14 protein-coding genes are annotated in these 14,238 nt (G+C 69.1%); 4 read left to right on the top strand and 10 right to left on the bottom strand.

The genetic code is table 11. The features are described from left to right. Nucleotides 1–40 precede the first annotated feature (40 nt). Nucleotides 41–1,063 (bottom strand): LacI family DNA-binding transcriptional regulator, encoded by a 1,023-nt coding sequence (locus tag BI335_RS04920; protein WP_094356344.1) that lies wholly within the window; start codon nt 1,061–1,063, stop codon nt 41–43. Between the two features lie 165 nt (nt 1,064–1,228). On the opposite strand from BI335_RS04920, the gene hisD (BI335_RS04915) reads away from it, so the two are divergent. Genes hisD (BI335_RS04915) through BI335_RS04905 form a run of 3 tightly spaced genes read left to right on the top strand, consistent with a single transcriptional unit; the run spans nt 1,229 to nt 4,058 of the window. Next, nucleotides 1,229–2,554, top strand: coding sequence for a histidinol dehydrogenase (gene hisD / locus BI335_RS04915; RefSeq protein ID WP_094429837.1), 1,326 nt, complete (start codon nt 1,229–1,231; stop codon nt 2,552–2,554). Beyond that, on the top strand, nt 2,551–3,318 hold the full coding sequence (locus tag BI335_RS04910) for an SDR family NAD(P)-dependent oxidoreductase (protein WP_094429836.1): 768 nt from the start codon (nt 2,551–2,553) through the stop codon (nt 3,316–3,318). The genes hisD (BI335_RS04915) and BI335_RS04910 overlap by 4 nt, the downstream gene beginning before the upstream one ends. Then, nucleotides 3,315–4,058, top strand: a complete 744-nt coding sequence (locus BI335_RS04905; protein ID WP_094429835.1) for an HpcH/HpaI aldolase family protein — start codon at nt 3,315–3,317, stop codon at nt 4,056–4,058. The genes BI335_RS04910 and BI335_RS04905 overlap by 4 nt, the downstream gene beginning before the upstream one ends. A 4-nt stretch (nt 4,059–4,062) precedes the next feature. Here the strand turns inward: BI335_RS04905 and BI335_RS04900 are convergent, their stop codons facing one another. The 6 genes from BI335_RS04900 to BI335_RS21325 form a co-directional block, all read right to left on the bottom strand. Then, nucleotides 4,063–4,749 (bottom strand): alpha/beta fold hydrolase, encoded by a 687-nt coding sequence (locus BI335_RS04900; protein WP_094429834.1) that lies wholly within the window; start codon nt 4,747–4,749, stop codon nt 4,063–4,065. Nucleotide 4,750: 1 nt separating this feature from the next. Continuing rightward, on the bottom strand, nt 4,751–5,632 hold the full coding sequence (locus BI335_RS04895; protein WP_094356349.1) for a carbohydrate ABC transporter permease: 882 nt from the start codon (nt 5,630–5,632) through the stop codon (nt 4,751–4,753). Then, entirely contained in the window at nt 5,625–6,494 is an 870-nt protein-coding gene (locus BI335_RS04890; protein ID WP_166646729.1) for a carbohydrate ABC transporter permease, read from the bottom strand. Before BI335_RS04890 ends, BI335_RS04895 begins: the two co-directional genes overlap by 8 nt. 61 nt (nt 6,495–6,555) lie before the next feature. Then, nucleotides 6,556–7,890, bottom strand: coding sequence for an ABC transporter substrate-binding protein (locus tag BI335_RS04885; RefSeq protein ID WP_166646730.1), 1,335 nt, complete (start codon nt 7,888–7,890; stop codon nt 6,556–6,558). 58 nt (nt 7,891–7,948) lie between these two features. Next, nucleotides 7,949–9,274 (bottom strand): histidinol dehydrogenase, encoded by a 1,326-nt coding sequence (gene hisD / locus BI335_RS04880; protein WP_094429833.1) that lies wholly within the window; start codon nt 9,272–9,274, stop codon nt 7,949–7,951. A gap of 164 nt (nt 9,275–9,438) precedes the next feature. Then, nucleotides 9,439–9,717, bottom strand: a complete 279-nt coding sequence (locus tag BI335_RS21325; protein ID WP_172421744.1) for a hypothetical protein — start codon at nt 9,715–9,717, stop codon at nt 9,439–9,441. Between the two features lie 19 nt (nt 9,718–9,736). Between BI335_RS21325 and BI335_RS04870 the strand changes: the two genes are divergently transcribed. Continuing rightward, complete coding sequence (locus tag BI335_RS04870) at nt 9,737–10,852, top strand: ankyrin repeat domain-containing protein (RefSeq protein ID WP_094404770.1); 1,116 nt, start codon at nt 9,737–9,739, stop codon at nt 10,850–10,852. Between the two features lie 41 nt (nt 10,853–10,893). On the opposite strand, the gene recR is transcribed toward BI335_RS04870, so the two are convergent. From recR to BI335_RS04855, 3 genes are read right to left on the bottom strand one after another with little or no spacing between them, the layout of a single operon-like run. Beyond that, on the bottom strand, nt 10,894–11,493 hold the full coding sequence (gene recR / locus BI335_RS04865) for a recombination mediator RecR (protein ID WP_094356353.1): 600 nt from the start codon (nt 11,491–11,493) through the stop codon (nt 10,894–10,896). A gap of 13 nt (nt 11,494–11,506) precedes the next feature. Then, a complete protein-coding gene (locus BI335_RS04860) occupies nt 11,507–11,824 on the bottom strand; it encodes a YbaB/EbfC family nucleoid-associated protein (protein ID WP_094401987.1) in 318 nt (105 codons plus the stop codon). Nucleotides 11,825–11,862: 38 nt separating this feature from the next. Next, a complete protein-coding gene (locus BI335_RS04855) occupies nt 11,863–14,229 on the bottom strand; it encodes a DNA polymerase III subunit gamma and tau (RefSeq protein ID WP_094429831.1) in 2,367 nt (788 codons plus the stop codon). Between the last annotated feature and the right edge of the window lie 9 nt (nt 14,230–14,238).

Raw genomic sequence — 14,238 nt, 5'->3', positions numbered from 1 at the left:
GCAAGACCCTGCCCGGAATCCGAGGGTGCCCCGCCGACGATCAGCCGCGGTCGGCGGGGCCGATGCTGCCGCGCTCGAGGAACGAGCTCTCGAAGACCTGCTGGGTGAAGGTGTCCTCGGCGCGCCCCTCCGCCCGCTCGGCGATCAGGCGCACCGCGGCGCGCGCCATGCCCGGCAGGTCGAAGGCCACGGTGGCCAGGTCCAGCAGCGGCCAACCGGCCATCGGCAGGTCGTCGAAGCCGAGCACCGAGATCTCCTCGGGGACGCGGACCCCGCGCTCGCGGGCGGCGTTCAGCACCCCGACCGCCACCACGTCGTTGCCGCAGACGACCGCGCTCGGGCGTTCCGGCAGGTCGAGGATCTCGCTCATCCCGGCATGGCCGGAGGCCACATCGAAGGGTCCGCGGCGGCAGGCGGCCTCGTCGAGCACCAGGCCGGCGGAGCTCAGCGCGGCGCGCAACACGGCCTCGCGGTGCAGGCCGGTGCTGGTGTTCTGCGGACCCAGCACCGCACCGACCCGGCGATGCCCCAGCTCCGCCAGCCGGCGCGCCGCGGCGGCGTACCCGGCGGTGGCGTCGACGACCACCGAGTCGGCCGCCACCCCCGGTACCGTGCGGTTGAAGTAGACGAAGGGCAGCCGCCGATCACGGAGCCGGATCGGCAGCGCGGAGTCGGTGGTCGAGGTGGTGAGCACGACCCCGTCCAGCCCGTTGGCGATGATCCGCTCGGCCACCGGATCGGCCTCCTCGGACTCCGGCAGCAGCACCATCTCGTATCCGGTGGCGCGCAGCTCCCGGTACAACGGCGCGATCAGATGGGGATAGAACGCGTTCTCCACATCGGTGAGCAGCAGGCCGATCCGGTGCGAGCGCCCCACCGCCAGGGCACGGCCGGTGGCGCTGGGCACGTAACCGAGCAATCGGGCCGCATCGCGGATCCGGGTCTTGGTCGCCTCGGACACCTTGGGGTCGTCGCGCAGGGCGCGGGAGACCGTCGGCTGGGAGACGCCGACATAGCGCGCGACGTCCTGACTGGTGACCACAGCACCTCCCGTGTTGCTCATGGGCGTCGGACCACCACGTGCGGGCCAAGCCGTCACAGGCTAACCCACGGCGCGACCGGTCCACTCGGGCACGATTCCCGACCCGGGTCCCCGTTACCCCTTGACGGCGTCATCGACACCGCCTTCAATGTAGGGCATACGTATGCTATTGACGAGAGGTTCACGGTGTCAAAGGTTCTCAAGTCCGGACGCTCGAAGTCGTTCATCGATACCAATCAGGCGGACGTGCAGCAGCGCGTGACCGAGCTGATCGCCGAAATCCGCGGACGCGGTGAGGCAGCGGTGCGGGAATGCTCCGCGCAGTTCGACAACTGGGAGCCGGAGTCCTTCCGGTTGTCCGAGGAACAGATCCAGCAGATCATCGGCACCCTGGACCAGCAGGTGATCGACGACATCGCCTTCGTGCAGGAGCAGATCCGCGGCTTCGCCCAGGCACAACGGGATTCGATGACCGACATCGAGGTGGAGACCCTGCCCGGGGTGTTCCTGGGCCACACGCATGTGCCGGTCGCCTCCGCCGGGGCGTACATCCCCGGTGGCAAGTATCCGCTCACCGCCTCGGCGCACATGACGATCATCACCGCCAAGGTCGCCGGCGTCCCCCGGGTGGTCGCCTGTACGCCACCGATCCGCGGCGAGATCCCGGCAGCGACGATCGCGGCGATGAAGATGGCCGGCGCCGATGAGATCTACGTGCTCGGCGGGGTGCAGGCGGTCGCCTCGATGGCGATCGGGACGGAGTTCATGGAACCGGTGAACGTGATCGCCGGGCCCGGCAATGCCTATGTGGCCGAGGCGAAGCGGCAGCTGTTCGGGGAGGTCGGGATCGACCTGTTCGCCGGGCCGACCGAGATCCTGATCCTGGCCGATGAGACCGCCGACCCCTTCCTGATCGCGGTCGACCTGCTCTCCCAGGCCGAACACGGCCCGGATTCGCCGGCGGTGCTGGTCACCACCGATGAGGGGCAGGCTGCTCGGGTGCTCGAGCTGATCGAAGAGATCCTGCCCGGATTGCAGACCCGGGACATCGCCGAGGTCGCCTGGCGTGACTACGGCCAGGTGATCGTGGCCGACTCGATGGACGAGCTGTGGCAACTGGGTGACGAGTTCGCCTCCGAACACGTGCAGGTCTTCACCAGCGAACCCCGGGATGCGTTGACCCGGATGCAGGACTACGGCGCACTGTTCCTCGGTGAGAACACCTGTGTCTCCTACGGCGACAAGGTGATCGGGACCAATCATGTGCTGCCGACCCTGGGCGCCGCCCGCTACACCGGTGGCCTGTGGGTCGGGAAGTATCTGAAGACCTGCACCTATCAGGAGATCCGCGATCCCGCCGCCAGCGGTGAGCTGGGCCTGGTCTGCGGCCGCGCCGCCCGGGTGGAGCTGTTCGAGGGGCATGCCCGCTCCGGTGACGCCCGCGCGAATCGCCATCTGGGCAGGGATTTCGCCTGGATCGACGAGGTCGGTTCCCTGCAGGCGGTCCGGTGAGCGGCGACGATCCGCTCGCCGGGCGGACCGCGCTGGTCTCCGGTGGCGGCAACGGCCTGGGGGCGGCGATCGCACGGACCCTGGATGCCGCCGGCATCCGCGTCATCATCACCGGCCGGACTCTTGAGAAGCTCACCCGGGTCGCGGCGGAGCTCGGTGGCCGGCCGCGGGTGGAGACGGTCGACGTCTCCGATCCGGTGCAGGTCGAGGAGCTCGCCGAACGATTGTCCGACGAGCGGATCGACGTGCTGGTGAACAATGCGGGCATCGCCGGGCCGGTGGCGCCATTGATCGAGATCGAACCCGAACAGTGGGACGAGGTGTTCGACATCAACGTCCGCGGCACCTATCTGATGTGCCGCGCCTTCCTGCCGCCGATGATCGAGCGCGGCACCGGCGATGTGATCAACATCGCCTCGGTCTCCGGCAAACGGCCGCTGATCCGAAGGACCCCCTACTGCGCCTCCAAGATGGCGGTGATCGGGTTGACCCAGACCCTCGCGTTCGAGGTCGGCCCATCCGGGGTGCGGGTGAACACCCTCTCCCCCGGTCCGGTCGAGGGCGAGCGGATGGACCGCAACTTCCGGATGGAGGGCGAGCGCACCGGTGCCGGATCCGAGGCCGCTCGGGAGGCCTTCGTCTCCCGGGCCGCGTTGGGCCGGATGGTCACCGAACAGGAGGTCGCCCAGGCGGTGCTGGCGATGCTGCAGCTGCCGGGAATGACCGGTGCCGACATCGATCTGTCCGGTGGCATGGTCGCATGAGCAGCATCAGGCAGCGCCTGGACGCCGGTGAGCGGCTGATCGGGGCCCTGGTCCGGATTCCCAACGAGGAAACGATCGAGATGCTCGCGGTGGCCGGGATGGACTTCATCCTGCTGGACTGTGAACACGGCCCCAGTGAGGTGCAGGCGGTCCGCCAGCACATCGCGGCCGCATCGATGTATCGGGTGCCGGTGCTGGTGCGGGTCGGTGGTTCCGAACCCCAACTGGTGCTGCGCGCCCTCGACCAGGGCGCCGAGGGCATCGTCGCACCGCACACCGATTCGGTGCAGCTGGCCGAGGAGCTCGTCCGCGCGGTGCACTACCCGCCGCAGGGGAATCGCGGTTTCGCCACCTATTCGCGGGCCGGTCGCTTCGGCACCGTGCCACCCGAGGAACACCGCCGGCACCAGCTGGAGCACACCCTGGTGGTCGCGATGATCGAGTCACCGCAGGCCGCAGCCGACAGCGCGGCGATCCTCGCCGTCCCGGGGATCGACGCGGTGATGATCGGCACCGCCGATCTGGCCGCCGCCACCGGGGCGGATGATCCGACACCGGCCGAGTCGGTGGCCGCGGTGCATCGCGCCTGCGCGGCGACCGGCACCTGGCGGATGGACATCCGCAACACCGTGGACGCGGCTGTTGCGGCGTACGCCGAGGGCGCCCAGCTGGTCGTCTACAACCTGACCGCGCTGCAGCTCGAGCTCTTCCAGCGCGCGGCCGCGGTCCGGCCGGACTGAGCGTTCAGGCTCGCAGCCACTGCCCCAGGGCGGTGGCCACCGCGTCGGGAGCCTCCAACGGAGTGAGGTGACCGGCATCCGGCACCGGCACCAGCACCGCCCCCGGGATCGCTGCGGCGATCTCGTGGTGCCGAACAGCTGGGCAGAGGGCGTCCCGCTCGCCGTGCAGCACCATCGCCGGCACCGCGACCTGGTGCAGCCCGGGCAGCTCGGCCACCCGGGTCTGCTGGATCTGCAGCTGGCGGGCCAGCAGCGCCGAGCCGGTGCGCTCCCCCATGGCGATCACCGGCCCGGCGAGCCGGTCCCGGTGCTGATCGGTGATCAGCAGGTCGAGGATCTCCGTCTGGTACGCCGCAGCGGTCAGGCCACCGGTGAGCCGGTCGCGCACCTGCTGCCAGCCGGCCCGTTGCGCGTCGGTGGGGGCCAGCGCATTCGTGTCCAGCAAGGCGATCCGGGTGATCCGGTGCGGCGCGATCCGGTGCATCGCCATCGCCACGATGCCACCCAGGCTGAGCCCGGCCAGCGCGAACCGGTCCGGCAACCGGGCCAGCAACCGGTGTACCGAGTCCTCCAGATCCGCACCGTCGATGACCGGGGTCAGTGCCTCGCGACCCAGCCGCTGCAGCACCGGCGACCAGAGCTCCGCGGTGCAGTTCATCCCCGGCAGCAGGACCAGCGGCGTACCGGCCACCTCAGCCCTTCACCGAACCGGAGGCCAGCCCGGCGACCAGGTACTTCTGGGCGAAGAACGCGATCGCCACCACCGGCAGGGTGAGCAGGATCGTCGCCGCACCGGCCTGTTGCAGCATCGGCAGCGTCTGGCCGAGCTGGGTGGCGATGAACACCGGCACGGTCTTGGCGTTCACATCGGTCAGCACGACGGCGGTGAGGTATTCCTGGAAGGCGAACAGGAACACGAAGATCCCGGCGGTCAGGATGCCCGGTCCCATCAGCGGGATCATGATCCGGCGCAGCACCTGGAACCGGGTGCAGCCGTCGATCATCGCGGCCTCGTCGAGTTCGATCGGCAGCTCGGCGAAGAAGTTGCGCAGCAGCCAGATCGAGAACGGCTGGTTGATCGCGATCAGCGCCAGGGCCAGTGCCGGGGTGGTGTCATAGATGCCGATCGACTTGGTGAACTCATACATCGGCAGCACCACCGAGAATCGCGGCAGGGCACGGAAGATCAACGCGATCACCAGGATGATCGCCGAGACGTAGCTGGGGAACCGGGACAGCGCATAGGCCGCCGGCAGGCCGATCACCAGGGCGACCACGGTGGAGATCACCGCGACGACGATCGTGTTGATGAGGTATTTGTAGAAGTCGGTCGTCTGCCACAGGTCGACGAACGCCTGACCTGTCGGCGCGAAGGTCCACACCGGCGGGTTCGCGAAGGCGACATCGGTCGGCTTGATCACCGAGATCGTCGTCCACAGGAACGGGGCCAGCATGATCACGCAGGTGGCCAGCAGGAACAACCCGATCAGCACCGTGGTCGGCCGGGTCCGGCCGCGCGGGCGCGCGGTGCGGGTTGCATGGATCAGCCGATCGGCAGAGGCGAGCTCAGCCATTTCGTGCCTCCTTGAGGATTCCGCGGATGAAGGGCCACAGGGCGAGCAGGATCAAGATGATGGTGAGCACGTTGATCGCACTGCCCAGGCCGAGCTGGGGATTGCCCTCGGTGAACGCGATGTGGAAGACATAGAGCATGATCGACTCATTGCCGATCGAGGTCGCCTGCGGGCTGAGCGGGATCAGGTTGTCCATCACCCGCAGGATGTCCATCACCAGCACCAGCGAGACGAACACCATCACCCCGCGAATGGTCGGCAGGATCACGTGCCAGTGCAGGGAAAGCGGGCCGGCACCATCGATCTGGGCCGCCTCCAGCGACTCCTCGGGCACGCCCTGCAGGCCGGCCAGGATCATCAGCATCGCGAACGGCAGCATCGACCAGACGACGTTCAGCAGGATGACCAACCGGTTCGGCCAGACATCGGTGAACCAGAGCACCTCCTGGCCGGTCAACTGGCTGACGATCAGATTCGCGACCCCGCCGAAGTTGGTGTCGAAGAGCCAGGAGAAGGCGGTGGCGCCGACCACGTGCGGGATCACATAGGCGATCAGCATGATGCCGAGCACCACCGGCCGGGCCCGCTTCAGCCGGTTGATCATATTGGCCAGCACATAGCCGAACAGCAGGATCACCACCACCGCGGCCGCGGTGAGCAGCACGGTGAACCAGACCGCCTCCAGGAATCGCGGATCGGTCAGCGCACTGGTGTAGTTGTCGAAACCGACGAAGGTGCCGGGTGAGCCGTAGGTGACCTGCTGGAAGCTCCAGACGATGGTCCGGTAGACCGGCACCGCCAGGAAGCCGAACATGATCAGCAGGCTCGGGGCGATCAGCAGCCAGAATTCACGACGTTTCATTCCAGGTCTCCTCGCTTCGGCCGAGGGAGTACGCCGCAGCCCGGCGTACTCCCCCGAACGCTCAGCTCTTGGCCACCGCCGCTTCGGCCTCCGTCTGCATCTGCTGCACCGCCTCATCGACCGAGAGCTGACCGCCCACCGCCTTGGCGACGATCGGGGTGATCGCACTGGTCACCGCGGGGATGTAGGGGTACGGCTGCGGGGCCGGAACATTGCCCATCGACTCGTTGGCCGCCTTGGCGTACGGCGAGTTCTGCTCGGTCGCCATTCCCTTGCGGGCCGGGAAAGCCGCCGGAACCGAGGCCTTCGACGCTTCCTCGCTCACCGAGGAGGCCGCGATCTGGAACAGCAGATCCTTGTCCGCACTGGCATTCTTCGGGATCGACCAGCCATCTACTGACAGCGAGGCGATCGTCTTGCCACCGGAGGTCACCGCGGGCGGGGCGGCGAATCCGATCTTGTCGAAGTATTGCGAGTTCTTCTGCTGCACCAGATCGTTCATCCGGCCGGAGAACATCACCGAGATCGCCGCCGACCCGTTGTACATCTGCTGCTGCACCTTGGGCTGGTCGAAGGTGGTCACCTGCGGATCCATGTAGGGCAGCAGCGACTTCATCTCCTCCAGGGCCTTCCTGGCCTCCGGTGAGTCGAAGTTCGGCTTCTTGGACTGCGGATCGACGAACGGCTTGTTCTGCGCCAGCATCGTGTTCGCATACCAGGTGGCGATATCGGAGCTCGCCAGCCAGGGCAGCGCGACCGGATACTTGATCTCCCCGCCGGCCTGGATCTTCTGGGCGGCGGCCCGCAGCTCCTCCATCGTCTTCGGCGGCTGGATGCCGTATTTGTCGAGGATGTCCTTGCGATAGGCCATCACGTGCACCTGGGCCTGCATCGGCAGGTTGTACATCTTGCCGTCATAGGTGACCGACTCGATCATCTCCGGGGAGATCTCACCGAGCCCGTACTTGTCCTTGTACTTGTTGAAATAGTCATCCAGCGGTTCGAGCTTGTCCTGCGACCCGAAGGTCGGGACGACGAAGGAATAGGTCTCCAGGATGTCGTAGGAACCCTTGTCGCTGCCGAGGGTGGCCTGGGTCTTCTGCACCTGGCCGGCGAAGTCGATCGGGTCGTGCTTCACCGTCACTCCGTCCTTGGAGCAACTCGCCACCATCGTGTTGGTGTAGGGATCGACCGCCGAGGAGTTGTAGGCCAGCACGTTGATCGTCACCGGGTTGGCGGGCTTCGCGAAGTCGCAGGCGACCTTGGTGGCGGTGTTGGCGGCGGTCCGCGAACCGGCACCACAGCCGCTCAGCACCAGGCTGGTGGCCATGGCCGCACCGACGGCCACCAGCATCCTCTTCTGCACGCTTGGCTTGAACTTGCTCTTGGTCAACACAGTCGTTTCCTCCCTTGGCTGGCTGTGCATCCCGGTCGACATCGGTGGCGACCGGGTTTCAGTTCTGCTGCGCGATCAGATCGAGCCGCAGTTGCGCGGAATCCCGATGAGCGGGCATCTGCTCGAAGTCGGAGATGGTGACCACCGGCTCCGCCTGGGCGCCGGTGGCCTCCCGGCTGGCCCGCTGATAGGTGAGCTGTTTGAGGAAGCCGAGCACCGACAACCCGGCGGTGTAGCGGGCGCCGCGGGCGGTGGGCAGGACGTGATTGGTGCCGGACATCCCCTTGTCGGCGTACGCCACGGTGGACCAGTCGCCGAGGAACAGCGAACCGTAGTTCGTCAACCGCCCGAGCCACCAGTCGAGGTCGTCGGCGAGCACCTCCAGGTGTTCGGGGGCGAGGATGTCCATGATCTGGCAGGCGGTCTCACGGTCCTCGGCCAGATAGACCGATCCGTAGTCCCGCCAGGCATTGCCGGCGATGTCGCGGGTGGCCAGGCCCGCCAGCTGGCGGTCGACCTCGTCGAGGGTCTCCTTGGCGAGCCGCTCGGAGGTGGTGACCAGCGCGGCGGGGCTGGTCGGGCCGTGTTCGGCCTGGGCGAGCAGATCGGCGGCGACCATCTCGGCGCTGGCGGTGTCGTCGGCGAGCACCGCGACCTCGGACGGCCCGGCCAGCACGTCGATACCGACCTTGCCGTAGAGCTGGCGCTTGGCCTCGGCGACGAAGGCGTTACCGGCGCCGACGATCATGTCCGCGGGTACGCCGTCCAGCAGCCCGAAGGCCATCGCCGCGAGCGCCTGGACACCGCCCAGGGCGTACACCTTCTCGGCACCGGCCGCCCGGGCCGCGTAGAGCACCGCGGGGTGTGCCCGGCCGCCGCGGCTCGGCGGGGTGCAGGAGACGATGTTGGGTACGCCGGCCGCGCGGGCCACGCCGACGGTCATGAACGCGCTCGCCAGCAGCGGGAACCGGCCCGCCGGCAGATAGCAGCCGACGTTGCCGACCGGCACGTACTTCTGCCCGCAGACCACCCCCGGGGTCACCTCGGCGGAGAAGTCGACCAGGTGCTCGCGCTGCATGGCGGCGAAGCGGCGGGTCCGCTCCGCCCCGGTGTCGAGCGCGGCACGCAGCGACTCCGGCAGCTCGGCGAACTCGGCCTCGGCGGCGGTCAGGTCGATCGCCACGTCGGTGCCGGTGAAGCCGTCCAGGTCGCGGGCGTAGCGCAGCACGGCGTCCATGCCCTGCTGCTCGATGGTGCGCAGCATCTCGCTCACCGTCGCGATCACCTGCGGGTCCTGCTGGGCCGGGGCGTCTCGGCCCGGCGGCTCCTTGATCACGGTGAAGCCACCGGTGATCAGATCACGGTCCTCAGGATTCAAGTGCATACGCATACAATGCACAGGTCAGGCCTGTTGGCGCAAGGGTGATTCGAAGAAATCTCACTACTGTCCGGCAACTCAGGTCGCCCTAACCTGTTATTCCGCTGGCCGTCTGGGCATGGTGGTTCTACGTATGCATACCTGTCTCGCTGCTCCGACCTTGTCAGCAGTCACGGCCGGTGCCCGGGGCGTACGCACCGGCCGATCGGCCCCAGGAGCCCGATCGGACGCTTGACCCACTGTGGCAGGCTTGGCCCGACCACCAGGGAGGGTGCGATGACAGGTTGGCTGCGGGCGACGCTGGCGACGGGGCTGACCGTCGGGATCACCGGTTGCACCGCATCCGCACCCCCGCCGCCCTCCCCCGTGCCGTCCCCACCGGTCGCGCCTCCGGCGAGCACCGTGCCCGCGACGACCGCCGCGGCACCGACGACCAGCCCGTCCCCCACCCCGTCGCAGGAGACCCCGATGCCCGACCAGGCCGCCCTGAACCAGCAGTTGCGCGACGCGGCGTGGCGCAATGACGTGGCGGCGGCGCGGTCGCTGATCGAGCGCGGCGCGGACGTCAACGCCAAGGACGACACCCAGCAGTCGGCGTACCTGGTCGCGACCAGTGAGGGTTATGACGAGCTGCTCGAGTTGACGATGGCGAACGGCGCGGAGTTGAACGACAAGGATTCCTGGAACGGCACCGGGCTGATCCGGGCCGCCGAGCGGGGCCACGGCCCGGTGGTCGGCCGGCTGCTCAAGGCCGGGATCGACCGGGATCATGTGAATCGGATCGGCTACCAGGCGATCCATGAGGCGGTCTTCCTGGGCAAGAACACCGACAGCTATGTGGAGACGGTGCGGTTGCTGATCGCCGGTGGCGTCCAGCTCGACCGCCGCTCCGGGCGCGAGGGCCGCACACCGCTGCAGTTGGCGGAGCAGCGCGGTTTCGACCGGTTGGCCGAGACCCTGCGCCGGGGGTTGCAGGCACCGCGTCCCGACAATCCGGATCGGGCGCTGCTGGAGGCCTCCCGCACCGGGGACGCCGACCGGGCGGTGCAGGCCCTGCGCGCCGGTGCGAACCTGGCGGCGACCGACGACCGCCGTCGTACCCCGCTGCTGCTCGCGGTGACCGGCAACCATGTCGAGGTGGCCCGGATCCTGCTGGCGCTGGGCGCCGACCCGAACGCGGTGGACCAGCAGCAGGACACCCCGTGGCTGGTCACCGGGGTCACCGGTTCGGTGCCGATGGCGGAGAATCTGCTGCGCTATCGCCCGGATCTGACCAAGCGGAACCGCTTCGGCGGCACCTCACTGATCCCGGCCAGCGAGCGCGGCCATGTGGACTATGTACGCCGGGTGGCGCCGATCCGCGAGATCCAGATCAACCACGTCAACAACCTGGGTTGGACCGCACTGCTGGAGGCGGTCGTCCTCGGTGACGGCGGGGAGCGCCACCAGCAGATCGTGTCGATCCTGCTGGACAACGGCGCCGATCCGCGGATCGCCGACAAGGACGGGGTACGCCCGCTGCAGCTCGCCCGCGACAAGGGTTACCGCCAGATCGCCGACACCCTCGCCGCCCGCGGCGGTTGAGACCCGAGAAACGAGGCGCGCGCGGGCGCGAGCCGAGAAAATTACGCCGTCATGTAGTTGCGACCGGAGAAGGCCCGCCCGAGGGTGACCTCGTCGGCGTACTCCAGATCGCCGCCGACCGGCAGGCCGCTGGCCAACCGGGCCACCTTGACACCCATCGGCAGCAGCAGGCGGGTCAGGTAGGTGGCCGTCGCCTCGCCCTCCAGGTTGGGATCGGTGGCGACGATCACCTCGGTCACGGTGCCGTCGGCCAACCGCTGGCAGAGCTCGCGGATGTGCAGGTCACCGGGGCCGACGCCCTCGATCGGCGAGATCGCCCCGCCGAGCACGTGGTAGGTGCCGCGGAACTCGCGGGTACGTTCGATCGCGACCACGTCCTTGGACTCCTCGACCACGCAGATCGAGGTCTGGTCGCGGCGCGGATCGCGGCAGACCCGGCACCGCTCCGATTCGGAGACGTTGAAGCAGACCTCACAGAACTTCACCGTCTCCTTGACCCGGCGCAGCGTGTCGGCGAGCTGTTCGACCTCGGCCGGGTCGGCGGAGAGGATGTGGAAGGCGATCCGCTGGGCGCTCTTGGGCCCCACCCCCGGCAACTGGCCGAGGGCGTCGATGAGGTCTTGAACCGGTCCTTCGTACAAGGTGGTCCGCCGCTCAGAAGCCCAGGCCGTTGGCCATGCCGCCGAACTTCGCCTCGGTCATCGCCTGCACCTTGTGGTTGGCGTCGCGGATCGCGGCGATCACCAGATCGGCGAGCGCCTCGGTGTCGTCGGGATCGACGGCCTCGGGCTTGATCACCAGGGCCTTGATCTCCCCGGTACCGCTGAGGGTCGCCTTGACCAGGTCACCGCCGGCGGTGCCCTCGAACTCGGCGGAGGCCATCTCCTCCTGTGCCTGCTGCATCTGGGCCTGCATCTGCTGTGCCTGGGCGAGCAGGGCGTTCATGTCCATGCCACCGTCGGGGGGAATCATCCGGTTCTCCTGTTGATCGCGGGTTCGTCGACCTAAGCCTATGCGCCCGAGTCCTCTTCGCCGATGAGCTGCGCGCCGAGGTGTCGGCTGAGCAGCTCGCTGTGCGAGCTCTCCGCGACCTCTTCGGCGGAATCGGGGTCGAAATCCTCGTAGGGATCCGGTTCGGGCTCCTCATCGGCCGACCCACGGTCGGCGGCCTTGCGGGTCGGCCGGATGCTCTCCCGGGCGCGGGCCGAGAACTGGGCGGCCTCGGCACCGGAGGGGGTTGCCGGTGCCGTCGGTGGATCGGTACGCCCCTGCGGTTCAGCCGGCGGCCCGGGCGCGGCCGGGGTTGCCGGGGTGGCCGGTGCGGGGGGTGTGGGTGCCGCCGGGGGCGGATCGGCCGAGGGCGGACTGGCCGACGGTGCCGGCGTACCGGGTCCGCCACCGGCCCATGGATCCCGGGTGGCGGGTTCGGAGGGTGCCGGTGCCGGGGCGTCGTCGACCAGGGTCTGGATCCGCAGATTGCTGCCGAGCACCTGGACCAGGGCGTCGACGAGCACGTCCTCGTTGCCACCCTTGCCGAACGACTCGCGGGCTCCCGCGTTCTTCAGCGCCAGGGTGAGCACCCCGTCGCGGACCTCGTGCACCTGGGCGTTCTGGGAGATCAGGATCCAGGTGAACCGGCGGCGGCCCTTGACCTCCTCCAGCACATCCGGCCACAACCGGCGGACATCGGCGGTGCTCAAGCCACCGGCCGACCCGGATGGTTGCGGGGTCGGTGGTTGCCGTTGCGGGGCCGGTGGTTGCGGCTGCGGGGCCGGCCGGGTCTCGGCCACCGGTGCCGGTGCCGGGGGTGTCGGTTCGGCCGGGCGCGGTGCCGGTTCCGCTGCCGGGGTGGGCGCGGCGGGGCTGACCGGTTCGGGCGCGGGCCGCTCTTCGGGACGCGGCGCGGCGGCCGGCTCCTGCGCAGCGGGCTCCGGGGCAGCGGGCTGCGGAGCCGCGGGCTGCGCGGCGGGTTGCTCGACCGGCTGCTGCCGATCGGCCGGCTGGCCCATCCCGATCCGCCGTTCGAGGCGATCGAGGCGGGCGTGCAGGCCGCGGTCGTCGACGTCGGCACCGGGCAGCAGCACCCGGGCGCACATCAACTCCAGGTGCAGCCTGGGCGCGGTGGTGCCGCGCATCTCGGTCAACCCGGCGGCGATCACCTCGGCGGCCCGGGTCAGCTCGCCGGCACCGAGCGCGGCGGCCTGGGCCTGCAGCCGCTCGCCCTGGTCCTCGGCGGCCTCGACCAGCCCGGAGCCGAGCGCATCGGGCACCGCGGCGATGATCACCAGATCCCGCAGCCGGCGCAGCAGGTCCTCACCGAAGCGGCGGGGATCCTGGCCGACCTCGATCACCTTGTCGACGCTGGCGAAGACACCGGCGGCGTCCCCGGCGGCGAAGGCGTCGAGGATCTCATCGAGCAGCGAGTCCGGGGTGTAGCCGAGCAGCGCGGTCGCCTGGGCATAGGAGACGCCGGTCTCGGCGGCACCGCCGAGCAGCTGGTCCAGCACCGACAGCGAATCCCGCACCGAGCCCTGGCCCGCGCGTACCACCAACGGCAGCACGGTCTGTTCGACCGCGATCCCCTCGGCCTCGCAGAGCTCGCCCAGATAGGACTGCAGCACCTTCGGCGGCACCAGCCGGAACGGATAGTGGTGGGTCCGCGAGCGGATGGTGCCGATCACCCGCTCCGGCTCGGTGGTGGCGAAGATGAACTTCACATGCGGCGGCGGTTCCTCGACCAGTTTCAGCAGGGCGTTGAAGCCCGCCGTGGTCACCATGTGCGCCTCGTCGACGATGTAGATCTTGTAGCGGCTGTTGACCGGAGCGAAGAAGGCCCGCTCGCGCAGGTCGCGGGCGTCGTCGACGCCACCGTGCGAGGCGGCGTCGATCTCGATCACATCGATCGATCCGGGACCGCCGCGGGCGAGATCCTGGCAGGACTGGCAGACCCCGCACGGGGTCGGGGTCGGACCCTGTTCACAGTTCAGGCAGCGGGCCAGGATCCGTGCCGAGGTGGTCTTGCCGCAGCCGCGCGGGCCGGAGAAGAGGTATGCGTGGTTGACCCGGTTGTTGACCAGGGCGCGCTGCAGCGGTTCGGTGACGTGCTCCTGCCCGATGACCTCGGCGAAGGTGTCGGGGCGATAGCGCCGGTAGAGCGCCAGCGGCGCGGTCGGAGGCGGCGCGGGCGGCGTACGCTCGGCGCTCGGCTCCGCGGGCGGTGTCACGGGGGCAGGCTCGGAGGGCGCATCGGTCGACTCGGGTGCAGCACCGGCGAACAGCGACTCGCCCTCCTGTTCGAAGGGCTCGAAGCCGTACTCGTCGTCGGTGAATTCGGTCTCGTCCTCCACGCACTGCACCCTAGTGCGGGCCCCTGACATTTCCCACCG

Source organism: Enemella evansiae (assembly GCF_002250705.1).
Taxonomy (GTDB): domain Bacteria; phylum Actinomycetota; class Actinomycetes; order Propionibacteriales; family Propionibacteriaceae; genus Enemella; species Enemella evansiae.
Note: the sequence above shows the minus strand (reverse complement) of the source record. Positions and strands in the feature narration are given on the sequence as shown.